Genomic DNA, 24,501 nt, shown 5'->3' on the forward strand with positions numbered 1-24,501 from the left:
ATGGTTCTGTGCGATTCTCGTGTTTTCTGTGCGATCCTCACGTTTTTTGTGCGATCCAACCATGTTCTGTGCGATTCTCGTGTTTTCTGTGCGATCCTCACGTTTTTTGTGCGATCCAACCATGTTCTGTGCGATACTCGTGTTTTCTGTGCGATCCTAGCATTGTTCTGTGCGATTCTCACGTTTTCTGTGCGATCCTACCATGGTTCTGTGCGATTCTCACGTTTTCTGTGCGATCCTACCATGGTTCTGTGCGATACTCGCGATTTCTGTGCGATCCAACCATGGTTCTGTGCGATTCTCACGTTTTCTGTGCGATACTCGCGATTTCTGTGCGATCCAACCATGGTTCTGTGCGATTCTCACGTTTTTTGTGCGATCCAACCATGTTCTGTGCGATTCTCACGTTTTTTGTGCGATCCAATCATGGTTCTGTGCGATACTCGTGTTTTCTGTGCGATCCAACCATGGTTCTGTGCGATTCTCGTGTTTTTTGTGCGATCCAACCATGTTCTGTGCGATTCTCACGATTTCTGTGCGATCCAATCACATTTCTGTGCGATCCTCACGGTTTTTGTGTATTTTAAAAATGCTCTTGGCAAATTGGCACTTCTCTATGCTCGACTTACACGTATTTACGCGTTGTGCCCATACCAACACAAACTCTCTTACATAATACTCCACGAAACCTCACATCATAAGAAACAGGATTCATTATTCTATGTTAGTAGGTGATGTCATGGAAGCAAGCTGGTTATCAATCCTTCCTTTTCTAGTTGTAATTCCTATCGCAATTTACACAAAACAAGTACTACCAGGACTTATTGTGGGTCTCTTGGTTGGCTCCTACATTATTTCTCCCACCATATTAGGTGGAATTCAAACAATGCTTGTTTACGTAGTGCAAGCACTAATAGACGAAAACAACATTAAGATTATTGTCTTTCTTTATTCTTTTGCTGGGCTCATTGGAATGATTAAAGTAAGTGGTGGTATAAAAGGCTTCGTGGAAACTGCTGCTAATAAAATTACTACAAAAAAGCAAGCATTGATCGTCACTTATATATCAACAATTGGGACATTTAGTGCACCTACCTTTCGTTTTGTGACGATTGCTCCTATTATGAAAGCACTATTAAAGAAAGTAAAAATGTCTACGAAAGAGCTGGGTTTCGTAATAGAAACGACAGCAACACCAGTCATTGTACTAATACCTGTGGCAACAGCTTTTGTAGGATATATGGTTTCTGTTATTCAAATATCCACTAGAAATGCAGGTATTGATACAGACCCATACTCCTTATTTATTCAGAGTATTCCCTTTAACTTTTTCGCCTTTGTCATTATTTTATTAGGTATTTATTTGAGCTTTTTTCACCCGTCTCACACCGATGCACCAACGGAGATAGATGAAGATGTAGATGAGGAGGATGACTGGCACGAGTGTCACCCCGCTGTATCCAAAGATCTCCCTAACAAACCTTGGAATTTGGTAATCCCAGTATGCTTAGTTATTGGATTAACGCTTTTCCTTACGTGGTGGGATGGAAATGAAGAAGGTTATACATTAACAGAGGCCTTTATTCGTGCGAACGTTCTTCAAGCAATGGTTGTTGCATTATTAATTACTGTTTTTGTTTCCATGGCACTCTTTTTATTACAAAAATTTAAGTTGAATGATCTTATCACAAGCTTTATTGATGGTGGAAATGAACTTATGTCTGTGATTGTGCTACTGTCTGTCGTGTGGGGATTGTCCTCTGTCACAGACGATTTAGGTTTCTCAGGATTTGTTACGGCTTACACGGATTGGATTCCTGATTTATTAATAACGCCTCTCCTCTTTGTATTCGGAGCTGCTATTTCCTATTTTATTGGCTCTGCTTGGGGTACATGGGGGATATTAATGCCCTTAGGAATTAGTCTTGCTTTATCAGCAGATGTATCTTTACCACTAATCGTGGGTGCAGTTTTTGCTAGCGGGTCCTTCGGTGCTCTTGCATCACCACTAAGTGATGATACAAATACAATTGCAAAAATATTAGATCTTTCTGTCATGGACTATGCGAGATTTAAGCTAAAACCAGCACTAATAGCTGCTGGTATCACTACTGTTTTATATACTGGGTTTTCGTTTTTCCTTTAAGCCATGAAAAAACACTCCACGCCTTGGGAGTTTGGCTGCGTCAAATTTAAAATTAGGTTGTAATCAAAATACGGATCCACAAAACTCTATGTGGATCCGTCCTAGATTATATACTTTTCATTTTATTTTTCCTCAACAATAGAATCCACTAGTCGTTCGGCAACGCGACGGTATAAGTTGCTCATCTGTATGAGTGATGTAATTATCAGTAACTGTTCTATATAATCTTTGTCTTCCCCTTCTAGTTTACCTAGCTCATTCTCAACTTCCGTATGTTGGTCTAGAATATCTTCTTGAACCTTCTTAGTATTGGATTCAGACAATGTTAAATAACTTCGATAGATAGATTCCAGGTCTATGTTTTCATTTACATAGTTCTTGTTTAGAGGCTCCAGTGTTTTCTTAATGTCGCCTATAGATAATGCGCCCTTCATTTGATAAATAAGACTAATGAGAATGATATGTTCCTTTGAGTATTTCTTGTTTTCAATTGGAAAAAAAAGTTTCCCCTTTGCATAGTTGTTTATCATTGTTTTCGTAAGTACTTTTTCGTCATCGTTTCTTTTGGTATTCTTACAATTGTTTTCAAATAATTGGATAACTTGATCCATATATAAATCAATACTCGGAATATCCTCAATCGCTATATTTGTTTCTAACCCCATTGTTTCAATAAGTTCTTTCATTTTTTCCATGATAATCTCCTATCACATTGACATATTACAATTATACGGAACTATTTAATACAAGTAAACGGTTGACCGCATTTGAAAACGCATGTATTATTATATGTAGTATCGTAAACTACATAACGTATATGGAGGTATTGTTTAATGAACACTTATATTCGTGAACCTATAAATGGATTAACACACTTAGCTGGTGCTATCTTGGCTTTTATCGGATTACTTGCAATGGTAATAAAAGTATCTATCACAACGCCCAACCCTCTTCATATTACTGCTGTGATTATATTTGGGATAAGTATGATTTTACTTTATGCTGCTTCAGCTACGTATCACATGGTCATAGCTCGAGATAAAGTAATTGCTTTTTTGCGGAGAATTGATCACTCCATGATTTACATCTTAATTGCTGGAACCTATACTCCTTTTTGTTTAATTAGCTTGCGTGGTGTAACTGGATGGGTGCTCTTTTCAATCATTACAAGTCTCGCCCTGTTTGGAGTAGTGTTTAAGCTTGTATGGTTTCACTGCCCACGTTGGCTTTCCACTACACTTTATATAGCTATGGGATGGATCGTCATTTTCTTTAGCGCTCCTCTTAGTAATGTCATTCATTCAAACGGGCTTGTTTTATTAATCGTTGGTGGGGTTTTATACACCATTGGCGGGGTCATTTACGGTTTGAAGCCAAAATGGTTAGCTTTCAAGTATATGGGGTTCCATGAAATATTTCATATATTTATCCTTCTAGGAAGCTTTGCGCACTTCTTATCTGTGTTTTTGTATGTTATCTAAGAATGCTGTTACAGTATAACGGAAATAGCGAGTGTAAAGGACCAGGACCACATTATCTTCCACTAAATAGAAGATGTCACTTCAAACCACACCTAAAAAAATGGGATAACTCTCTAGAATGAACTAGAGAGTTATCTTTTTCCTTGAAGGTTGTGTATCTACTTAGCAATGAATTTACCTGATAAACGCAGGTCCTACACTTCAAAAGCTAAAAAGTTCTCTCAACTGTAAATGCCGTGCCTGTCTAGATATTGAGCTCATCTTACAAGAGGTGAACCCCCACCGCATTTTTTAAAACTCTTTGATATCCTTCTCTTTCAATTTCTCCGTCTTATGAAAACCAAGTGCATACTTCACATAGCCATAATCATCCTGTTCATTTTCAAACACATTTCCATCAATTATCACTCGCTCATAATCGTAGCCTTCTTTGTTTAATTTCTCTTGAACATTCTGTGCGATGTGAAAAAATTCTTCTTTTTTCAGATCAGAGAGATCTAACAAGATGTAAATAGTTAGCTGATTATCAAATGGTAAATCCTTATCCCATACAACATCATTGGGTAATTGCCCTTTTAACACTTCCACATTTACATCGATCCTTTTGAGAGTGTTTATTTCGTCTGCTAATAAAGTGGTCATCTCTTCTTCCGCTTCATCACTCAATCTCTCCATGAGTCTCCTATCAAGTTGACTCTGACGAACTCCATCAAGCCCAAGTCTCGGAATAAAATCACCATTCATTGTAAAATCAAATTCTATGCCACTTCCTATTTCCACAACGTTGAATTCATAGCCACTTATTTTAAAGTTATGAAATCCTTCCTTTATACGAAACTCTCTATCTGGATACGTCTCTTCTAGGTGATTACTCAATGATTTTTCCGCAATAAATTTACTAATTGGATTTCCATTAAAACCAGTATATAGAACTAACACTATTGTTGACAAAACAACAATGAGAATGCTATAAATCCATTTTTTCACCTTCATAAAATATCACTCCTTTTCCTTCAGTTTCAAAATGAGTAAACCTATGATACTTCCTATAAACGCAAATACGTAATGGATAATCGACATCAAGACCGCACCAGATAAAATGTACCAAATAGCTGCGATATTACTAACATCTCCAATCAGGGATCCGCTACGAATATCCGAAATGGTAATTCCTATTTGCCACATAAATATGGGAATAAAAGAGATAAAGAAAACAATTTTCATGTTTTTATAAAACAGGTAGGAGACTAAGCCTAATACTGAATAGGACAGGATAAAGCCAAAGCTTTCGTTTAATATAGATGTTTGAATAGCTAGAATAAAGGAAATGGCAACAAAAATAATTTGATAAAGAGATAACTTTTGATTTATTCGTTGAAACATCTTTTCATTATTAATTGGTGACTCAATGTCATTAACAGGTAAAGATTCATTTGTCATATTCAATAGTTCTTCGTATTCCGAATTACCTTCTATTTGCTCCTCTAGCCATGATTTGGTTTCATTACTTAATAACCCTTCATGATACAAAGGTAACAAATCTTGAAAAATATGAGATCGTTGTTTATCCTTCATACTTCTTCAACTCCTTATGAAGTTTTAGCTTGGCTCTATGAAATGTCACTCTTGCATAATTTTCACTTTTATTTAAAAGTACACCAATTTCTTGAAAGGATAATTCCCCATATGCACGTAAGATTACTACTTCCTTTGAATGTTCTTCTAAATTGGTTATGAGACTTCTAAGTAGTTCCCCTTCCTCCTTTTTGACAACATTCTCTTCTACTGATTCTGAATCTTTTCGTTCCTGTTGAATTTTTGATTCTAGCATTTCTTTATACTTCTTCGATCGATAAAATTTTCTAAGCATGTTTTTCGCAATAGAGAATAGCCATGTTTTCATCGTCGCGTTCCCAGAAAAAGTAGCAAAGCTCTTTATAGCTTCATAGAAAACTTCCTGGGTTAAGTCTTCAGATATTTCTTTGTTGTTTGTTTTGGCGTAAAAAAAAGCGTATATATTTGGTTGAATTTGATTATACACTTCCTCCAGTTTCATCATTTCCTCCATCCCTAGGCTTAGCTAGAAGGATAATCTATTACTTCTCACTACATTAGTACCATGAAATTCCTTTTTGTTACAAAAAAAATATACATTTTTTAAAAGGGTCTATAAAAATTGATGTTGATTTTTACTCCAGGTTGATCTCGTTCCTTTGAACGATATGCAAACCGCCTCGGTCGATACCTCCCTGTGGGGTCTCGCACACCTTCTATAAAAATCTACATTGTTCCTTAACATAGCATTTAATAAGTAAGTAAGATCCCCTCAAAAAACGAAAACCCGCTATGAGTATCCTCATAGCGGGTATATTGTTTCATTCTATTTATTCAACAACCCTCACAACGCGACCATTAAATGTATTTTTCCAGTAGCCACTGTTCATACTCACTATTGTAACTCCACCACTTTGGGAGCCGATAAACTGGCCTCCACCAACATAAATACCTACGTGACCATCTGTTCGATATGTATCAAAGAAAACTAGGTCACCTGGTCTCATTTCACTAGTAGAAACACGACGTCCATCGTTCACCATGGACCTTGCGCTATAACTTAAGTTAACTCCGATTTGCGAATATGCCCAACGTACGAAGCCAGAACAATCGAATCTACCATTTTGAATATCATAAGCTGTTCTACCACCACCAAAAACGTATACAGAGTTTCCTATGTATTTTTTCCCTGCATTAATAACGTCAGTAACAGATCCACCAGTAGTCCTAGAAACTTGTTGAATGGATGATGTTGCAGCAACATTTGTAGTTTCTGCATTGCGCACCGTTTGGGTGGAAGCTTCAGCAAGACGGACTCTTTCACGTTCTCTCGCTTCGTTAATTCTAGCTAACATCTCTGATTCCTGAGAAGCTAACTCACTATCTCTTTCTTGCAAAGCTACAAGAGTTTCTTTATACTCACTCTCCTTCTCTTGTAACATTGCTACTAATTCTTCATTTTGATCTTGTTGCTCCGTTAAGTGATGCTGCATTCCAACTAATTCTGTAAAAAGTTCTTCCATTTCAACCATTTTTCCTTCGGCTAAAGATTGCTTCTCTTCCAGCTGTTCTATACTTTTTTCATATTGAGCTAATAAATCTGTATCTGCTTTCGCTACTTTATAGATGGCAAAAACTCGTTCTACTAAATCTCCAAAACCTTTGGATCCTAGAATTACCTGTAAATAACTTATGTTCCCACCGCTTTTATGATAAGAAACCGCTCGTTGTTGTAATAAATCAAAGCGTACATCGATATCTCTTTGAAAATACTCTATCTCATCTTCCAATTGCTCTAATTCTAGTTCTAGTATTCCCATATTATCTTCTGTTTCTACTATCATTTCTTGATTGTCTGATATAGCCTCTATCACTCGATCTATTTGCTCCTGTAGTTGTTCCATTTCAAGCAATGTTTCTAGTAATTCTTGCTCTGTTTCTGATAATTCTTCTTGAATACTCGTACGTTCTTCCTGTATGAGAGAACGTTGATTTTGTAGATCATTGGTGTTGTCTGCAAATGCTACAGGAAGTAATGTGAAATTTCCTACGATAAAAACTATTACCATTAGTATTACCAGTACTTTTTTTGTCAACACGCTCTTCCTCCTATTTCATTTCGATTACTGCAAAAAATGCTGTAAGTAGAATCGAGGTAGAATTTGCAGTTTACTGTAGTTTTTTCCTACATTATGTATTCTAGTAATTCCTATAACTAGTAAATAAATCTACTATTTACCATTGTTAGGCAATTAGAAGTATATCAAGGCAACATCACAAGAATGTAATACGAATGTTACGTTTATATTTCATGTAACTCTATTACTTTATTTGTCACACAGTTGTTAAAAGATCTCACTGAATCGAAGTCAAAGATTAAAGATACCTTTTCAGAGTATAATTATCACAATATTCGTTAAGATTAGTGGTAGATATTATTACTATGGTAGGAGATTGATAACATATGACCATACAAACAAAGAGAAGACTATTATATCGTACCGTTATTAGTTTTCTAGTTATTTTTTCATTTGTTACGGTAACGTTATACCTTCACCTCGAAAGTAGACATCATGATCTTAATCATGAGGAAGATTCCGAAACTCTGTTATGGGAAGAGAATGAGGAAGCAAAAAAGTTCTGAGACAATTAATTCTATCTCAGAACTTTTTTACTAAATTAAATATATGAATTTAAAAACTCAGATAAAGCCAATACTGCTAATGACTGTCCGTATGGCATTTCCGTGATTTTAATATCTTTATAAAATTGCAGGTTATCCCCCATACCTGTACCAACAGATACCTTTTGTAGTGCACCGTTATCTGCAGTTTCATTTATGATTCCTTGAATTGCTTTATGAGCTACTTCTTTATAATCTTGGCTTATATAGCGCTTATGCACACACTTTAAAATTCCATAAGCAAATCCAGCAGTTGCAGATGCTTCCAAGTAAGATGTCTTGTCGTCTATTAATGTATGCCATAAACCACTTTCATCTTGATATTTTGCTAGAGCTTCAATTTGTCTTGTAAGGGTATCTACTAAAAAGTCTCGGAAGAAATCCCCTTCTTTTAGATCTAGTATCTCAATAATCTCTGGAATAGCGATCGTGATCCAGCAGTTACCTCTTGCCCATAACGCTTCTGCGTAGTTATGATTTTCTTCAAACGTCCACCCGTGGAACCAAAGACCCGTTTTTCTATCACTTAAGTATTTGATATGAATCAAAAATTGTTTTTTTGCTTCTTCAATATACTCAGGTCTATCAAAAAGAACTCCAATTTTCGCTAACGGAAGAACAGTCATCATCAATGTATCGTCCCAAAGCTGATTCTTATTCTCCGGTCCGTATGTCATATGCTGTAAGCCATCTTCTTTCGTACGTGGCATATCATGCATAACCCACTCTGCCCATGTTTCTAAGTACGGAATTAATGTTTTATCCTTCGTATCTTCGTACAAGTATGCTAACGTAAGGAAAGGAGCCATTGTATTCACGTTTTTCGGTGGAACTCCCTCTTCAAAACGCGCTTCGAACCAATCATTCACGATGTCTAACGCTTTTTGATCTCCAGTCAGTCTCCAGTACTTATAGATACCATATAACCCAACACCTTGTGGCCAATTCCATACGTTCCAGCTCTTGTCATCAACAACTAAGCCATCAAAGTTTAAAAGGAATTCTCCTGTATTATCATTAATTGTTGTTAGATTATTCATTAGTAAATGAATATTTTTTAGTACCTCTTTTTTTTCTATTGTAAGCTCTCCCATGTTAACTCCTCCACATCACTTTTTAATAACGTTTTCAAAAGCATATGTTGTAATTGTACCGAATGAAACTGGAAATAGTCAACAGATTCGGATATAAATAAAAATAAAACCAAGAAAGTGTGCTTGTTTTGACAAGATTTATAGTTGTTGGTAATAATTGTTTTCCTCTCATGCAAAGAATGTTTCGCTCTGTTTTGGCAAAAATATAATTTACAGTATGATGTATGGTATAAGAAAACTGTCACAACACTGACAGCATCCTTATTTAGAGGAGATTGAAGAAAATGAAGGGTTATCTAATTGACATCTGGGATGATTTCGATCCTGTTTATCAGAGGATTAGAAGGTTTTCTACAATTACATCGAAAGATAACATTCCTGTTTTTCGAGTTCATGTTAATAAATATCGTGGGCCAGAACAAGTACTTTCAGATGGAAGTATCATCACCAAAGGAGATTATCTAGTTAGAATACATTTACATAACATACGGTTATTACAACACTTGTCTCTAATCAAATCAAAAACACGTAGAACCATGATGTTATACCAAATGGTAAGCGAGGCATTACCTGCCATTGCAAACTATATAAGAAACCATCAGCTCCATGATCAAATTAAAGCTATATGGGGAGTAACAATGTTGAACAAGCTAGTTGGTAGATTAGGCTTTGACACTAAACCGATACCTAACTTGTACTATCGATTATTAAAATACTCTTCTCAAATTCCCATTCACATTCTGTCAACAGGATCGTTCTCCAGTATATTTGAAAAAAGGAAAGTCAGTTATTTGTTTATGTCAAAAGATCGATTATTGAAAACATAAGTACTGTCTCTTTTACACCATACTATAGTGTGTATTTCAAAGACATCTCCATTTGAAGTACTCACTTTAGTTCTGAAATCTATCCATTCGAGCAAAAAATCGTTTTAGAAAATCGTAGAATAATTTTTCTGTTGGAAGTAGTTCTCTTTCTTTCGGAGTGATTACTCCAACAGACCTTGTTACTCGTGGTTCTACCATTGGGATCTTCACAGTTAATCGTGGTAAATTATCTATTAATGTTACTTCTGGCATAAGGGTTATACCTAAGCTAGCTGACACAAGACCCTTCAATGCATCAATATCATCACCTTCAAATGCCACCCTTGGTTCAAACCCAACCTGTTTACAAGCGTTCACTACCATGTTTCGGAAAACAAAGCCTTCTGGTAATAAAATAAACGGCTCATCTTTCAGTTCTGGTAATGTTAAAAATGGTCTTTCTGCAAGTGGATGCTTGATCGGTAACAAAGCAACAATATTTTCGGTAAACAAAATACTACATTTTATTTTTTCGCGTTGTTTAGGTACAGGACCAATTAATGCGAGGTTGAAATCCCCCTTCTCTACACCGTCCATTAACTCATGATATAAAGCTTGTTTCAATTGAAACTTCGCTTCTGGATATAGTTCTCGAAAAGCAGAAATTGCAGTAGGTAATGTATATGCCGCCATACTGATAGGAAAGGCAATTCTCACGGTTCCTTTTTCCGGGTCCAAGTATTCTTTTACTTCTCGAGTAGCATCATGTATTACATTCGTTGCTTGCTTCATTCGTTCTAAGAATACCCTTCCAATCGGGGTTAATCTCACATTACGCCCTTCACGAATAAACAAATCTACTCCTAGCTCTTTTTCAAGGTTGTAAATTTGTCTACTTACAGCTGATTGGGCAACATGTAACGATTCTGCTGCTTTTGTCACGTGTTCTAGTTTTGCAACCTCCATGAAATAGGTGATTTGTCTAAGTTCCATTCTTTCCTCCATTTAACATCAATCTCTTTTTGGCATCATTCTTATCTATTCTTTATATTGATTAGATCATTTTTTAATAATAAAATCAACCTTAACGGAAAATCTAACACATGAACGTTAATTCCTCTTACAAATTAGCTATTTCTAAGAGATTTATAATCAAAGTTTATTATAAAAAAGTTAGTGAACATTAAATGGAGGGGTAAATTAGATGGCGATTTTAGTAAAAACGGAACAAGCAGAAGTAACAATTGTGAAAGAGTATGTAAATGATGTTTTTGAACAAGTAAAGAAGAGAAACCCCAATGAAGTTGAATTCCATCAAGCTGTAAAAGAAGTTTTTGATTCCTTAATACCAGTTCTTACGAAAAACACTAAATATATCCACCATGGTATTCTTGAAAGAATTGTTGAGCCAGAAAGAATGATAAGCTTTCGTGTACCTTGGGTCGATGATCAAGGAAACGTAAAAGTAAACCGTGGATTCCGCGTACAATATAATAGTGCGATTGGACCATATAAAGGTGGACTTCGGTTTCACCCATCTGTAAATGCAAGTATTATCAAGTTTCTAGGATTTGAGCAAATTTTTAAAAATGCTCTCACTGGTCAACCTATTGGTGGAGGAAAAGGTGGAGCAGATTTTGATCCAAAAGGGAAGTCTGATGGGGAAATAATGCGCTTCACTCAAAGCTTTATGACGGAGCTTTCTAAATATATCGGACCAGATACGGATATTCCAGCTGGTGATATCGGTGTAGGTGCGAGAGAAATTGGTTACTTATTTGGTCAGTATAAAAAGATCCGTGGCGGTTACGAAGCAGGCGTCCTTACTGGTAAAGGTGTTGGTTATGGAGGCAGTCTAGGACGAAAAGAAGCTACTGGTTATGGAACAGTATACTTTGTAGATGAAATGTTAAAAGATAAAGGACTTAGTTTTTCAGGAAGTACAGTAATTGTATCTGGGTCTGGAAACGTTTCTATTTATGCTATAGAAAAAGCAGTTCAATTAGGTGCAAAGGTTGTGGCATGTAGTGACTCCAGCGGATATATCTATGACAAAAATGGCATTAACTTAGATACAGTCAAACAATTAAAAGAAGTAGAATATAAACGAATATCCGAATACGTAAATCACCATCCTGAAGCCGAATACCACGAAGGATGTGCTGGAATCTGGTCTATCCCTTGTGATATTGCATTGCCTTGTGCAACTCAGAACGAAATTGATGAAGCAGCTGCAAAACAACTTGTTGCGAATAATGTAAAAGCAATTGGTGAAGGAGCTAATATGCCTTCTACGTTAGAAGCAATTTCTGTTTTCTTAGAAAACGATGTACTATTTGGACCAGCAAAAGCAGCAAATGCTGGTGGCGTGTCTGTTTCCGCTCTAGAGATGGCACAAAATAGCGGTAGAATTAGTTGGAGCTTTGAAGATGTGGACAATAAACTTCAAGAAATTATGAAAGACATTTATGAAAGCAGCAAACGATCTGCAGCAGAGTATGATGTGCCAGGTAACTTTATCGTAGGCGCAAACATTTCTGGATTTACAAAAGTCGCAGATGCAATGATTTCTCAAGGAGTTATCTAAGAAGGCAAAGACCTAGTTTTAGATATACAATTAAAAACTTTGTCTTAAATAAAATAAACAACGTCGATGTTACCTCGTAGCATCGACGTTTTGTATGGGGATATTTAATGTATATAGTGTCTTTAAAAATTGTTGTTCTGAAAAATGATGTTTCGGTGTAATCTCAAGGAAACTATTTGCTATAAATGTCGCATTACCTCTGTAAAATCCTACGAATACTCGTACTTTTTCTCTTTCATCTCGAGTTAAATCTCGTCTAAACGTTATTTCCATAACATATAACCTCCACATAGTACTTTACCCAAAAAAAGGTAAAACCATACATACGTTTTACCTTTTTTTATTACTTAGTATATTATTATATTGATAACTCTTTAGATAATTGAATATATTCATCTAAATCTTTATGGTCTTTCTTTTGAAAAACATAGTCATAATCGTGAACAGAGATCTCATTTTTTTCCAGACCAAGAGCTTTACCAGAAATACCTTCCATTAATAAATCAATCGCTTTTCCCCCTAGCCTTGAGCCTAGAATTCGGTCAAACACGACAGGAGATCCCCCACGCTGAATATGTCCAAGAACAGTTACCCTAGAATCATACTCTGAATTTTCATTAATATAGGTTGCAAACTCTTCGGCAGTTCCAACGCCTTCTGCAACAATGATGATACTATGTTTTTTTCCTCTATCAAACCCTTTTTTCAAGCGTGTAACCATCTCCGCTTTATCCATCACGGTCTCTGGGATAAAAATACTTTCTGCTCCTGTTGCTAAACCAGACCAAGCTGCAATATCCCCTGCATCTCTCCCCATTACTTCTATAACAAAGGATCTCTCATGAGATGTTGCTGTATCTCGAATTCGGTCTACTGCTTCAATAACTGTATTTATAGCAGTACTAAATCCTAATGTGAAATCAGTACCATTTATATCGTTATCTATGGTACCTGGTATTCCAATTGTATTAATCCCCTTTTTATGTAAAGCTTGAGCACCTCGATACGAGCCATCTCCGCCGATAACAACAAGACTATCAATATCGTGCTTTGCTAGTTGCTCTAAAGCTTGCTGTTGCCCTTCTTCCGTTTTGAATCGTTCACTTCTCGCGGTTCCTAATATAGTTCCGCCACGATGGATAATACTACCAACATCCTTTAGCTCTAACTTTTTTATATCTCCTTCCATTAATCCTTCATAGCCTCTGTATACACCATAGACATCAAGATTATGGTAAATTGCTTTTTTCGTTACAGCTCTAACAGCCGCATTCATTCCTGGTGAATCTCCACCACTTGTCATCACAGCAACTCTTTTCAAAGAAACCACTCCTTTTAAGTGAAAGTATTATTTGTATGTACTATTTGTCAAAAATTACACGATACTTAGATACAGTCCATACTTAAATTATCCACAATACTGTTAATTTATTACTTCATGTTATTATTTGAAATCGGATATTACGAAATTTTATATGTTTAAGGTGATATCCTCAAAATACCCCTTTTAAAATTGAATCAAACTATAAAGGATACTAATTGTGTATGATTATGTTCCCTTCGCTACTGCAAGCTCTCTTTCCTAGGTGCGCTGATGAGCTATATGGTTTCCACTCATTCTAAAGGATGTACATAGTACTTATCTACTTCAAGACGTATCCTCATTAATCAACAACGTACAACTATTTCATTGGCAGACGTGTTGCCCCTGAAGGAAACTTCATTTACCCGATAATAACTCTCTCTTTTGGGTAATGATATAGTTCTGTCGTTGTTTTTCCTCGAATGATAAATAGAAAGGAAAAGATTCCTATTCTCCCAATAAACATGAGGAAGATAATCACAATCTTGCCAGGAGTACTTAGCTCGGGAGTAATCCCCATAGATAACCCTGTTGTTCCGAAGGCGGAGCTCACTTCATAAACAATTGCCATTAGAGGAAATGATTCCGTATTGGCTAGAAGTATTACCGCAGTTCCACAGAGCATAACCGCAACTGAGATTACCACAAAGGATTTCATAATATCCTCTGTATCTATCTCCCGTTTAAATATCTTCACCGATTGTCTGCCACGAGCAAATGCAAAAATCGCTAAAATGGCAATAGCAAATGTTGTAGTTCTAATCCCTCCGCCAACACTGCTAGGTGAAGCACCAATAAACATAAGAAGACTTTGGACCAATTGAGTAGAAACGGTAAACTCACTTACATCCATTGTTGCTAAACCACCATTTCTCGTTGTAACAGATTGAAAGAGTGCAAAGAAAAGGGATTCATGCCAAGACTTATCCGTGAAAAAATGACTTCTATCAAAATAATAAATCAAAAGTGTTCCAATAAGAACTAAAATGAAAAAAGTGATTGTTGTAATTTTTGTAAATAAAGAGAAGTGAAATTTTTCTCTTGATCTCATACTCTCTTTTATTTCTAATAAAACGGGAAAACCTATTGCTCCGAATATTAACAGAAGCATATTTATAGATTGGACAAAATAATCTTTTGCAAAAGGTGCCAAGGACTCCCCTGTAATATCAAAACCAGCATTCGTTGCGGCACTTACAGCCCCAAAGAAACCTTGTAAATAAGCCTCTTGCCAAGTTGGATAATAGTTTAGAAAGTAAGTACCTAATATCACTGTTCCAATTGCTTCAATTATTAAAAATAATAGTAATATTTGGAGCATTAGTTGAACAAGTCCTGAAAAGGTGTGCCGATTTTGATCCGTCATTATTAATTGTCTTTCGCGAAAACCAATTTTCCTTCCTAAAAGAACCCAAATAAAGGTACCAAGAGTCATTATTCCTATACCACCAAACTGAAGAATAAAAGCTAGAATAAAGACACCTGTTACGCTGAACGTTTCTGCAGTGGAAACAACGGTTAATCCTGTAACACTTATGGCACTGACTGCAGTAAAAATAGCATTAATGAACGACCATTCTACACCTGGATTTAACGCAATTGGTAAGCTTAAAAGAATCGTAGATAAGAAAACGGCAGCAACATAGAATATCACGATTATTTGTACAGAAGTTAACTTTATCGAATTGACTTTCGTTACTCCAAAGTTCACCATAACTCACTATTACCTTGTTTTGTGCTAATATACGCTAATGCTTTATCCACTTTGTTCATCTCCTCAAATACAAAAAAGACTAATCTCGATGTAGGGCATTAAAAAGGTAGGTTTTGAGTTTCCCCTTTTCTTTGCGCCTTAAAGAAGAGTCTGAATCAGACCTTCTCTCTTGAAATAAGAACAGGAAATAAATGGTAAAGTAGTTAGTCACCCAGTCTACCATAACGAAAACCGAAGTTTTTTATACTTTAACCCTTTAGCAACTCTACATATTCGTAAAGTATAAATATAAGTTTTCTTCTGTTCCCTTTGTAACGCTTACGAAGTTAGCTGTCGGATTAGGAGTTGAGAGTACCCCTTCATAAAAATGATTCACCCCAAGATAAAGAGTTCTTCCTCTTTACCAAAGTGGTTCCTCCGTTTTGTATAACAAATTCAGCGATATAAGGTTTTTATTTACTTTTATAATCGTAATTTACTCCTAGTTCACGACACTGTCAATAGAAATATTTTCAACAATTTAGTGACAAAAGTACTATCTCTTACTTATAATTAATGTGAGTAGATACTAACAAAAAGGGTGGCTGATCATAATGAAATTAGAAGAGAAATTACCTTATTTCGATGGAAGTGGACTTCAGTTTATTCAACCATTAAAGAATGCGAGTCAACAAGACTATGTGAGTAAACCAAATTTATTTCCGAACACAATTTACCCAAAGCACCCTTACTTTCCTTATGTACATAACGAAAAAAACTAGAAAAAAGTGGTGTGTTTCAAAAGTTTAAGCCTTTGGAGCACACCATTTTTATTTTTCTCCCTCATGCTCCCGTCTGCTCGCGGATTTAACCGCATGCCAAGGTAGGCACTACTGCGGTAGTGCCTATAAAATGACCTAGTCACTTTTCTCCCTCATACTCTCGTTTGTTCTCGGATTTAACCGTAGGCCTGGGTAGGCACTACCTCTGTCTGTTGCGCCTACAAATGGACCTAGTAAAAAAGCTGTTCCAAACAAAAATCATCAATTAGATGACTTTTGGGAACAGCCCTACTTATTTTACTTATGCTTGCTTCGCAACAGAAACAGCTTCGTCTAAACCTTTTTGAATAATTTCTTCTGCTTGATCCGGGAATTGGTTATGTCCTTCGATGATTACCGAAGTGATATCTTTTACTCCCCAGAAGTTTAACATTGTTGATACATAATTTACTGCCATTTCTGAAGCTTGAGCAGGACCTTCGGAGTACACTCCACCTCTTGCATTCAATAGAACAGCTTTTTTATCCGTTAATAAACCAACTGGTCCTTCTGGTGTATAGCGGAACGTTTTCCCTGCTTGTGCTAAGTAATCTAAATACGTGTGTAATACTGCTGGTACAGTGAAGTTCCATAATGGGAATGCAAATACTACTTTATCCGCTGCTAAGAACTGATCTAAATATTTATTTACTAAATTCGTAGCTTGTGTCTCTGATGGGGTTAATTCAAAGCCATTCGCTAGTTTATACATTCCATTAATACTATCTAATCCGTAATACGGAAGATTTTCCTCAAACAAATCAAGCTCTGTAACTTCATCTTCTGGGTGAGTTGCTTTGTATGCATCAAGGAAAGTATGATACAACTTCACACTTACCGCTTGTTCGATTGGTCTTGAATTTGCCTTAATAAATAAAACCCTTGTCATAAATAACTACCTCCATAATATAATAACCGTTGCTACAGCAACAATTTGTTTTAAAAATAAGCATGAGGACAACCAACAAGAAAATAGTTGCTATGCATACTAAATATAAAGATTAGTATAATGATACTAAGTGTGAAAGTCAAACAATAAACATCACGCAAAAAAAGACTAACAATTTCTAAGTAGAAAATTTGTAAAAGGAAGAGAAGATACTTCCAATGAATTTATATGAGACTATAAAATAAAAAATAGGTTCATAATGATATATAAAGCCTTTTAAACTATACAAAGGATGTGAAAGAACATGAGTTTATTTCGAGGAAACAACCGTTCAAATTATGTGAAGAGTCAATTAGAGGAAATGCATTCGGAAATAGCACCTTTAACAAAGAAAAGCATGATATTTACATTTATTGCTATTCCATTACTGTTCTCCTCTATATTTAACTTATATTTCTTAATTACGTATGCTCCATCGAATGCTGAAATTGGCATGATGGTACTCATCTTCTGTGTCACTGGTGCTGTTGGAATGGCATTCTTTAAAGAATCAAAGTACTATAATAAAGAAATTCACAATACAAGTTTTGAATATATCGAGAAACGCATTAAGAAAAGTGAAGTCATAAATGATTACTCCAAGGAGAAATACTTGGATCAACTACATTCTGAGCCATATAAATCCGTTGCAATCTTTTTGGAGTTTTTGCAACAAGAGGAAAATACTAATAAGCATTTGGGTAAATAACGAAGGAATGATTTAGCTAGGTTTGAGTTAGCTAAGTCATTCCTTTACTTTTTTTGATGAGAAAATGGGGCATAATGCCTTCCTAAAACACTTTTATATCATAAGAATTTCCCGAATGTCATCTTCTGTCAATGTTGTGCTCTGCTCTTCAGAATCAACAACTTCTGCAATAAGGTCCCGTTTTTTATCTTGGAGCTCATTCATTTTTTCTTCAATAGTACCTCGTGCAACTAGCTTGATGACATTTACATCCTTTTTTTGACCAATGCGGTGTGCACGGTCTGCCGCTTGCTCCTCGACAGCTGGGTTCCACCATAGATCATATAAGATAACAGTATCTGCCCCTGTTAAGTTTAGACCTGTTCCTCCAGCTTTTAAAGAAATAAGGAATAAATCTCGTTCCCCTTCATTAAATCGATTACATGTCTCTAATCGTTCCATAGACGGGGTTTGTCCATCTAAATAGAAGTACGTTAACCCACGTACCCTCAATTCCCTGCCAATGATTTGGAGCATGCTGGTGAATTGAGAAAAAATTAAAACCCTTCTTCCAGCATTTCTCGATTCTTCTAGTATTTGAAGAAGTTGCTCTAACTTAGCGGAGCTTCCTTTATACCCGTCAACAAACAATCCCGGATGACAGCATATTTGTCGCAGACGGGTTAGTCCAGCTAATATCCGAATACGATTCTTTCGAAAGGTATCCTTATCAAGATGCTTCCATGTATCATGTCGGAGCTTGGCTAAATAGGAAGCGTATAGTTTTTTCTGTTCTGGAAGCAATTCTACTGATTCGAGAGACTCTGTCTTTTCAGGGAACTCAAAAAGGACATCCTCTTTTATTCTCCGAAGCAAAAATGGCCGAACTCTTCGTCCAATGGACTTCTTGGTAAGAAAGCTGAACTCTCTTAACCCTTGAAATAGCTGCGGAAATATTACATGGTAAATGGACCAAAGCTCTTCTAGTGAATTTTCCACTGGTGTTCCCGTCAAACCAAAACGACGATCTGCTTGTATTCTCTTTACCGCTCGAGCGGTTTGAGTGACAGGATTTTTAAATGCCTGTGCCTCGTCAAAGAAAACAGTATGAAAGATTTCTTTCTCGTAGTTTTTTATATCTTGGCGAAGCAATGGATACGATGTGATGATGATATCTACATCCTCCCTATTGTTTAAGAGCTCTTCTCTTTGTTGCTTGTTCCCATCTATGACAATCGGCTGAAGTTCAGGAGCAAAGGTCATGATTTCCTGCAACCAGTTATACGTTAAAGAGGATGGGCAAACAATGAGAACAGGCTGATTGTTCTCTCGGATAGCTGAAAGCTCCGACAGAATAAAAGTAATGCTCTGTATTGTTTTACCAAGGCCCATATCATCTGCTAAAACTCCGCCAAAGCCATAATTCGCCAGCATTTTCATCCACTTAAACCCTTCTTTTTGGTAACCACGTAATATGTTCTCTAACTGTGTTGGCACCTCAAAATCCAAGCTCCCTGGATGACGCAGTTTTTCGAGGAACTGTTGAAAGGATTCCTCTGCTGTAAAAACATCACTCTCTTCCATCATATCAAGGAATTTTAACCCATCCGTAATAGGCATGTTTAGAGAAGCTTCTAGATTATCCTCTTGAATTGGGCCTTGGCCACCATAGAGAAATCGCTGAATTTCTTCTACTTCCTTTGTTTCGAGGGAAAAGAGGGAGCCATTCCGAAGTCGATAATATTTACGTTTTTCTTCTATAGCAGCTAGTAATTCTTTGATCTCTTTGTCGGCGATTCCATCCATTTCAAACTTAAACTCCAGCCAATTCGTCCGTTCCTTTTTCACTTTTACTCTAATTTTAGGAAAGGTATTCTCTCTAAAGATGCGATTTCGAACCGCTGTAGTTGCATACAATCGTAGTTTTTTCTGAAGCGTTGGAACAACATGATATAAGAATTCGTACTCCAATGATTCATTTTGCATAAAATACCCACCATCTGTTTTAGAAAAACCACTTTCCTCCATGATCGTAAGTATTTCATCTTCCTTTTCCATATCCCTTACAATCATTGGGCCAGTTGGAATGTCTCTACTTTCAAGAGGTTGAATAATCACATTCTCATATTGAAATTCTAATCCTGCTAGCAGTCTATTGTTCAGACGATCGAGATAGAGATTTATCGTAAGAGGTGTTTTCATAAACTTCTGTGATAGCTCTTTAGAGATATCTACTCTTCCTAACTTTTTCAAGTCTGGAACGATTTTTTCTAGAAAAAAATTGATTTTCTCCTCTGGAATAGGAATCTCATTTTTCCCTGGTGCCACTACCATCTGTTGTAGCTCGAACAATCGGTCACAATCTTGTTCTTGTAGCTGAAATAATCTCCCTTTACTAAGAACAGATTGATATAAATTCATTACAATCAATTGATCAAAGCCTTCTATTTTTAATAGGTAATCCTCTCCCTGAGACTCTTGAAAACTGAAGGTTAAAGGGGGAATTCCATGTGTTATTGCTAGTTTCTCATATTGGTGATTGTCTTGCTCCACCGTTACTGATGGCGCTTGAGTAAGTAAAGGCGCTAGTCCTCCCCATGAAGAAGGAGGTATGAGTAAAACCTGATCGGTAAGTCCATACTCCTCATTCGTAGAAACCCCTTCTAAAAACGCTTTTTCGTCCTGGATCACTCTGATTAGCTGATGTAACACGGCATCTGTTTCCGGAAAAAAACAATGGATATTTGGATCATACGTAAATGATCTAGAAACAGAGCTAGGTTTTCCTAACTTTACATCCGTCAAAAATTGCCGAATATGAGGTAGCTTCTTGCCACTTACCTCTATCTCCACCCCAAATACGTTATTCCCCTTCCCAATGGTGACTGGTTTACAGATGAACTTGAGATCAAGAACCTCTCTTTTTTCAAAATAACGCTGGTGTCTGCTTTTCTTCGGGTTGGGGCTATTAAATAACGTCAAAAAATGGTCTGTTAGCTCACTGCCATTCACTTCTTCCATTGTCATTCCTTTACCCTGCATATCTTTCATAGCTAATAAAACAGCTGCAATATGCTGGCAGCCCATTTGAAAATTAGGTAATGTTGGACAACTACACGCAGTCTGAAGATCTTCTTGTGAATCCTTCGTAATCGTTACATAAAAGGTTTCGACTCCATGTACCGTTGCTTCACAATGATCCGATGTATATTGATGTATCGTTACTTTATTGGAACGGTAAAACGTATCACCTTTTTTGTAGGAGACAGTACCACACATTTCCTTTATCATTTTCTGATTGATTCTTATCTCCATGGACTACCGCTCCTTCAAGGCTTTTTAGAAAAATGCTTTGTTTCATCCTCCTAAAAAAATTAGTATCATTATTATATAATGCAAACCACTAAAGTCCAATGGAAAGTAGACTCCTCTCGGTTTAATCATTTATTGGTATAGCTCCTTTAACTATAGTAAAAAATAATATGACAAATTTTGCAGTTAGAGGGGATTTACTTGAATACAAATTTCTTACAACTTACGACTGAACTTATCATTGGTTTCTTCGCATTACTTGTTTTAACAAAGGTGCTTGGAAAGACACAAATTACTCAACTGACTCCCTTTGACTTTATTTCTGCCTTAGTACTTGGAGAATTAGTAGGAAACGCAATTTATGATAAGGAAATAGGAGCTCATTTCGTTCTTTATGCTGTAGCTTTATGGGGGATTCTTATTTATTTGATTGAAATGCTTACACAAAAAGTAAAGAAAACGAGAAGTATACTAGAAGGAAACCCCTCTATTATTATCAAAAACGGGAAGATTGATTACCAACAACTAAAGAAAAATCGTCTTGATATAAATCAGCTCCAAAGACTTTTAAGAAGTAAAAATGTGTTTTCTATCCGTGAAGTAGCCTATGCTATTTTAGAGCCTAATGGCTCGATTAGTGTATTAAAAAAATCCAATTACGATACACCATCAAAACAAGATTTAAATATTAGTACGAAGCTCGTCTATTTACCTACTACCGTTATCTCAGATGGGAAAATTGTATATGATAATTTGCAAGAGACCGGCTACAGCAAAGAGTGGCTCCTTAACGAACTAAATAAACAAGGAATTGCTAATGTTAAGAAAGTATTCTATGCAGAGTGGCTTGAAGGTGATTCGCTATACATTAATACATACAATTAATTAAAATGTGTATCACAGTAGCTGAGAAAATGAAGGAACTAATTTAATAATGTGATTTTAGCACGTTCAGGTACTTCATCCGTCTATGAGCAATCTATCCATCTAAAAGTAATTAATTCTTGAAAGGATTGAATCATCCTTTGTCGATACATCTTCTTTCTTTTTTTTTATAATATCCTAACTAATTTAGCTGTAATTTTCATTAAGTATTTAAAACATAAACTTTGGTTTTACGTGGCAAACGGTGACGGTTCTCAGTGACCAGAGAGTTTAGTCAATTATAGAAGAATTTACAATATTATCTATTTAAATTAAAATAATCATAACAAAACGTGAAATAGGTTTCTAATAAGCATAAAATTTATTTAAACTATTAGAATAGATCTAAGGTTTAAAATTACTCTAATTTTTTAAAAAAATGTGCATTTCGATAGAGGTTTAAACGACTAAATGCAGTATTAATTGGATAAAACGATAAACTGTTTTCACTATTCGTGATGATTTTATTAATAGCTAGTCTAATTTTGTATCATTCTCTCTGTAGGAGGCTGTACTATGAAAGAGTATGAAGCATCGTACCTTGCAGGTATTATTGACGGAGAAGGAACCATAACCTTAACAAAAATGCATCAGAAAGAGAATAGAAGACCGATTATCTCTAATGCTTCAACAGATAAAGAATTACTAGAATATATACATTCGCTAACCGGTGGAGTAATTTGTAATAAGAAAAATTATTCTCCTGGAATTCATCGCGATTCCTATACATTAACCATTAAAAGAAAAGAAGATGTTTTTTCACTGTTACAATCTATAGCTCCATATTTACGAGTTAAGAATAAAAAGGATCGTGCAATCCACCTTTTAGAACATTATGATAGAGTGACTCCAAGGAACGGAAAATACTCTTTAGAGATGAGAGAACAGAAGATAGCTTTTGAAAAACAGTTCTTTAGTTTATAACACTCTATGACAAGCTAGATTTCTTAAAAGTTGATTACCTCTATGCTGCATCACCTCGTGTTAAATAACCGGTGCGATAAAAAGTCAGAAAGCACATTTCTAATCTAAACACAAAAAAACCACCATAAGTTATGTATGGTGGAGACGGTGGGACATGATATTCCATGCTTTCGTCATGGCACTGACTATATCTTGAACTTGAGATTTACTCAAGTCCCTTGGCGTATTATGTGAAACATATTTTTTACCTTTTCGGTAGGGTTTCACATCCTAGTACTACCCAGTAGGCAGCCTATAAGTCGATACACGGCTGGTAGATTACTCCTCATACCGCTCGATATTGCCTTACTGTTTTTTTTCATAACAGGTTAGGTTTCATCGATAAAGCCAAGTTTTCACTTGTGTGTCACCACACAAGGCGACTAATAATTAATCGAACCCACGTCCAAGGATAACGCAACATAAGCGTCTACGAGCGTAGTCAGTTTATTAGCATTTCGCTAACACTTCAGCCAACTGACAGGCTTCCGTGTAGCTATCCCGATTGATCTCTTCCTATTGTCCTCAGGCGGTGGACGCAAGGCGTATCCCACTATAAGTGAGTCCCTGTACCTTCACATGGGCGATGAAGGGAGGAACCGCTAGCAACTAATTAAGCTGCAAATGCGAAATTGTTTTCTTGTTTGCCAACTATAGGCGATGAGCGTTTTATACGAGGACACTCAGCTCGGCTCGCAACTTAAGCACGACCTACCCCTGTCGAATCCAGAACGTCCCCATGATAGAAGAATCAAAGGAAATCGTACGGATAGAATAAGTCAAAGCTAGTTTGCTTATTTAATTATGTTTCCGTAACTGCATAATTGATTATAACATATCTGTATATCATTTCAAATGGTAACGTTCACCAAGGATGGAAAGTACTCATTTGTTAGTCATTTTATCGACCTAACTGATTATCCTTAAATGCACGTTGAATTTCACGGTTTGCATCTTTTTTCTTCAAGTCCTCACGCTTATCATACTTCTTCTTCCCTTTCCCTAGACCTAAAAGTGTTTTTGCAAACCCATTTTTAATGTAGACCTTTAACGGTACTAGTGTGTACCCTTTCTCCTTTGTTAAACCAATTAATTTGTTAATTTCTTTTTTATGCATAAGGAGTTTTCTTGCTCTTACTGGATCGTGGTTATATCTGTTTCCTTGCTCATATGGGCTTATGTGCATGTTATGCAACCAAACTTCTCCGTTGCTAACACGAGCAAAGGAATCCTTTAAGTTCCCACGACCTCCGCGTAATGATTTTATTTCTGTACCGGTTAAAATCATTCCCGCTTCGTATGTTTCTTCAATGGAATAATCATGGCGTGCCTTTTTATTTTGTGCAATTAATTTTCCTTCTGATGTTCCCATGGCTTCTGCATCCTTTCCACTCTTCTCACTGCTTCATCATACCAAGAATAGGGAAGATTTTCAATTTTAGGGATACAATTCTTTCT

22 protein-coding genes, 1 other RNA gene and 1 riboswitch are annotated in these 24,501 nt (G+C 36.2%); of the genes, 9 read left to right on the forward strand and 14 right to left on the reverse strand.

Translation table 11 applies throughout. The annotated features are described in order from the left end of the window. Positions 1-739: 739 nt before the first annotated feature. Positions 740-2,146, forward strand: a complete 1,407-nt coding sequence (locus tag ACERII_RS19620; protein ID WP_373644653.1) for a Na+/H+ antiporter NhaC family protein — start codon at positions 740-742, stop codon at positions 2,144-2,146. 122 nt (positions 2,147-2,268) lie between these two features. Here ACERII_RS19620 and ACERII_RS19625 read toward each other — a convergent pair whose 3' ends face one another. Further along, entirely contained in the window at positions 2,269-2,841 is a 573-nt protein-coding gene (locus tag ACERII_RS19625) for a DUF1836 domain-containing protein (protein WP_373644559.1), read from the reverse strand. A 138-nt stretch (positions 2,842-2,979) separates the two neighbouring features. Here ACERII_RS19625 and trhA point away from each other — a divergent pair, with 138 nt between their 5' ends. After that, positions 2,980-3,627, forward strand: coding sequence for a PAQR family membrane homeostasis protein TrhA (gene trhA / locus ACERII_RS19630; protein WP_373644561.1), 648 nt, complete (start codon positions 2,980-2,982; stop codon positions 3,625-3,627). 291 nt (positions 3,628-3,918) lie between these two features. Here trhA and ACERII_RS19635 read toward each other — a convergent pair whose 3' ends face one another. From ACERII_RS19635 to ACERII_RS19650, 4 genes are all read right to left on the reverse strand, one after another. Next, positions 3,919-4,620 carry a YfjL-like protein gene (locus ACERII_RS19635; RefSeq protein WP_373644563.1) on the reverse strand — a complete coding sequence of 234 codons (702 nt, stop codon included), beginning with the start codon at positions 4,618-4,620 and terminating at the stop codon, positions 3,919-3,921. 6 nt (positions 4,621-4,626) lie between these two features. Further along, the gene (locus tag ACERII_RS19640; protein ID WP_373644565.1) at positions 4,627-5,202 is read right to left on the reverse strand and encodes a hypothetical protein; all 576 of its coding nucleotides are present in this window, start codon (positions 5,200-5,202) and stop codon (positions 4,627-4,629) included. Beyond that, the gene (locus tag ACERII_RS19645) at positions 5,192-5,686 is read right to left on the reverse strand and encodes an RNA polymerase sigma factor (RefSeq protein ID WP_373644567.1); all 495 of its coding nucleotides are present in this window, start codon (positions 5,684-5,686) and stop codon (positions 5,192-5,194) included. Before ACERII_RS19645 ends, ACERII_RS19640 begins: the two co-directional genes overlap by 11 nt. A 325-nt stretch (positions 5,687-6,011) precedes the next feature. After that, positions 6,012-7,277 carry a C40 family peptidase gene (locus ACERII_RS19650; RefSeq protein WP_373644569.1) on the reverse strand — a complete coding sequence of 422 codons (1,266 nt, stop codon included), beginning with the start codon at positions 7,275-7,277 and terminating at the stop codon, positions 6,012-6,014. 368 nt (positions 7,278-7,645) lie between these two features. Here ACERII_RS19650 and ACERII_RS19655 point away from each other — a divergent pair, with 368 nt between their 5' ends. Further along, positions 7,646-7,825, forward strand: coding sequence for a hypothetical protein (locus tag ACERII_RS19655; RefSeq protein WP_373644571.1), 180 nt, complete (start codon positions 7,646-7,648; stop codon positions 7,823-7,825). 35 nt (positions 7,826-7,860) lie between these two features. Here the strand turns inward: ACERII_RS19655 and bglB are convergent, their stop codons facing one another. Then, a complete protein-coding gene (gene bglB / locus ACERII_RS19660; RefSeq protein ID WP_373644573.1) occupies positions 7,861-8,958 on the reverse strand; it encodes a beta-galactosidase BglB in 1,098 nt (365 codons plus the stop codon). A gap of 284 nt (positions 8,959-9,242) precedes the next feature. Between bglB and ACERII_RS19665 the strand changes: the two genes are divergently transcribed. Next, entirely contained in the window at positions 9,243-9,785 is a 543-nt protein-coding gene (locus tag ACERII_RS19665) for a YkoP family protein (RefSeq protein WP_373644575.1), read from the forward strand. Positions 9,786-9,851: 66 nt separating this feature from the next. Here ACERII_RS19665 and gltC read toward each other — a convergent pair whose 3' ends face one another. Continuing rightward, positions 9,852-10,757 carry a glutamate biosynthesis transcriptional regulator GltC gene (gene gltC / locus ACERII_RS19670; RefSeq protein ID WP_373644577.1) on the reverse strand — a complete coding sequence of 302 codons (906 nt, stop codon included), beginning with the start codon at positions 10,755-10,757 and terminating at the stop codon, positions 9,852-9,854. Positions 10,758-10,968: 211 nt separating this feature from the next. Here gltC and gdhA point away from each other — a divergent pair, with 211 nt between their 5' ends. Continuing rightward, positions 10,969-12,351 (forward strand): NADP-specific glutamate dehydrogenase, encoded by a 1,383-nt coding sequence (gdhA, locus tag ACERII_RS19675; protein ID WP_373644579.1) that lies wholly within the window; start codon positions 10,969-10,971, stop codon positions 12,349-12,351. 69 nt (positions 12,352-12,420) lie between these two features. Here gdhA and ACERII_RS19680 read toward each other — a convergent pair whose 3' ends face one another. The 3 genes from ACERII_RS19680 to ACERII_RS19690 all read right to left on the reverse strand — a co-directional run bounded on the left by ACERII_RS19680 (position 12,421) and on the right by ACERII_RS19690 (position 15,428). Next, a complete protein-coding gene (locus ACERII_RS19680; protein WP_373644581.1) occupies positions 12,421-12,624 on the reverse strand; it encodes a hypothetical protein in 204 nt (67 codons plus the stop codon). Between the two features lie 85 nt (positions 12,625-12,709). Continuing rightward, positions 12,710-13,672, reverse strand: coding sequence for a 6-phosphofructokinase (gene pfkA, locus ACERII_RS19685; protein WP_373644583.1), 963 nt, complete (start codon positions 13,670-13,672; stop codon positions 12,710-12,712). A gap of 403 nt (positions 13,673-14,075) precedes the next feature. After that, positions 14,076-15,428 carry a TrkH family potassium uptake protein gene (locus tag ACERII_RS19690; RefSeq protein WP_373644585.1) on the reverse strand — a complete coding sequence of 451 codons (1,353 nt, stop codon included), beginning with the start codon at positions 15,426-15,428 and terminating at the stop codon, positions 14,076-14,078. 300 nt (positions 15,429-15,728) lie between these two features. Continuing rightward, a riboswitch (cyclic di-AMP (ydaO/yuaA leader) is annotated at positions 15,729-15,879 on the reverse strand. 142 nt (positions 15,880-16,021) lie between these two features. On the opposite strand from ACERII_RS19690, the gene ACERII_RS19695 reads away from it, so the two are divergent. After that, positions 16,022-16,189: a hypothetical protein gene (locus tag ACERII_RS19695; RefSeq protein ID WP_373644587.1), complete on the forward strand. Its 168-nt coding sequence runs from the start codon at positions 16,022-16,024 to the stop codon at positions 16,187-16,189. 301 nt (positions 16,190-16,490) lie between these two features. Here the strand turns inward: ACERII_RS19695 and ACERII_RS19700 are convergent, their stop codons facing one another. Then, entirely contained in the window at positions 16,491-17,117 is a 627-nt protein-coding gene (locus ACERII_RS19700; RefSeq protein ID WP_373644589.1) for an FMN-dependent NADH-azoreductase, read from the reverse strand. A gap of 304 nt (positions 17,118-17,421) precedes the next feature. Between ACERII_RS19700 and ACERII_RS19705 the strand changes: the two genes are divergently transcribed. Then, complete coding sequence (locus tag ACERII_RS19705; protein ID WP_373644591.1) at positions 17,422-17,865, forward strand: DUF5392 family protein; 444 nt, start codon at positions 17,422-17,424, stop codon at positions 17,863-17,865. Between the two features lie 93 nt (positions 17,866-17,958). Here ACERII_RS19705 and ACERII_RS19710 read toward each other — a convergent pair whose 3' ends face one another. Then, complete coding sequence (locus ACERII_RS19710) at positions 17,959-21,159, reverse strand: DEAD/DEAH box helicase (RefSeq protein WP_373644593.1); 3,201 nt, start codon at positions 21,157-21,159, stop codon at positions 17,959-17,961. 198 nt (positions 21,160-21,357) lie between these two features. Here ACERII_RS19710 and ACERII_RS19715 point away from each other — a divergent pair, with 198 nt between their 5' ends. Further along, complete coding sequence (locus ACERII_RS19715) at positions 21,358-22,041, forward strand: DUF421 domain-containing protein (protein WP_373644595.1); 684 nt, start codon at positions 21,358-21,360, stop codon at positions 22,039-22,041. 555 nt (positions 22,042-22,596) lie between these two features. Continuing rightward, positions 22,597-23,004 carry an LAGLIDADG family homing endonuclease gene (locus ACERII_RS19720; RefSeq protein WP_373644596.1) on the forward strand — a complete coding sequence of 136 codons (408 nt, stop codon included), beginning with the start codon at positions 22,597-22,599 and terminating at the stop codon, positions 23,002-23,004. A 430-nt stretch (positions 23,005-23,434) separates the two neighbouring features. Here the strand turns inward: ACERII_RS19720 and ssrA are convergent. After that, positions 23,435-23,774, reverse strand: a transfer-messenger RNA (tmRNA) gene (gene ssrA, locus ACERII_RS19725). 170 nt (positions 23,775-23,944) lie between these two features. Then, complete coding sequence (smpB, locus tag ACERII_RS19730; RefSeq protein ID WP_373644598.1) at positions 23,945-24,415, reverse strand: SsrA-binding protein SmpB; 471 nt, start codon at positions 24,413-24,415, stop codon at positions 23,945-23,947. Positions 24,416-24,501 lie beyond the last annotated feature (86 nt).

It is taken from the genome of Evansella sp. AB-rgal1 (assembly GCF_041820985.1).
Lineage (GTDB): Bacteria > Bacillota > Bacilli > Bacillales > Salisediminibacteriaceae > Evansella.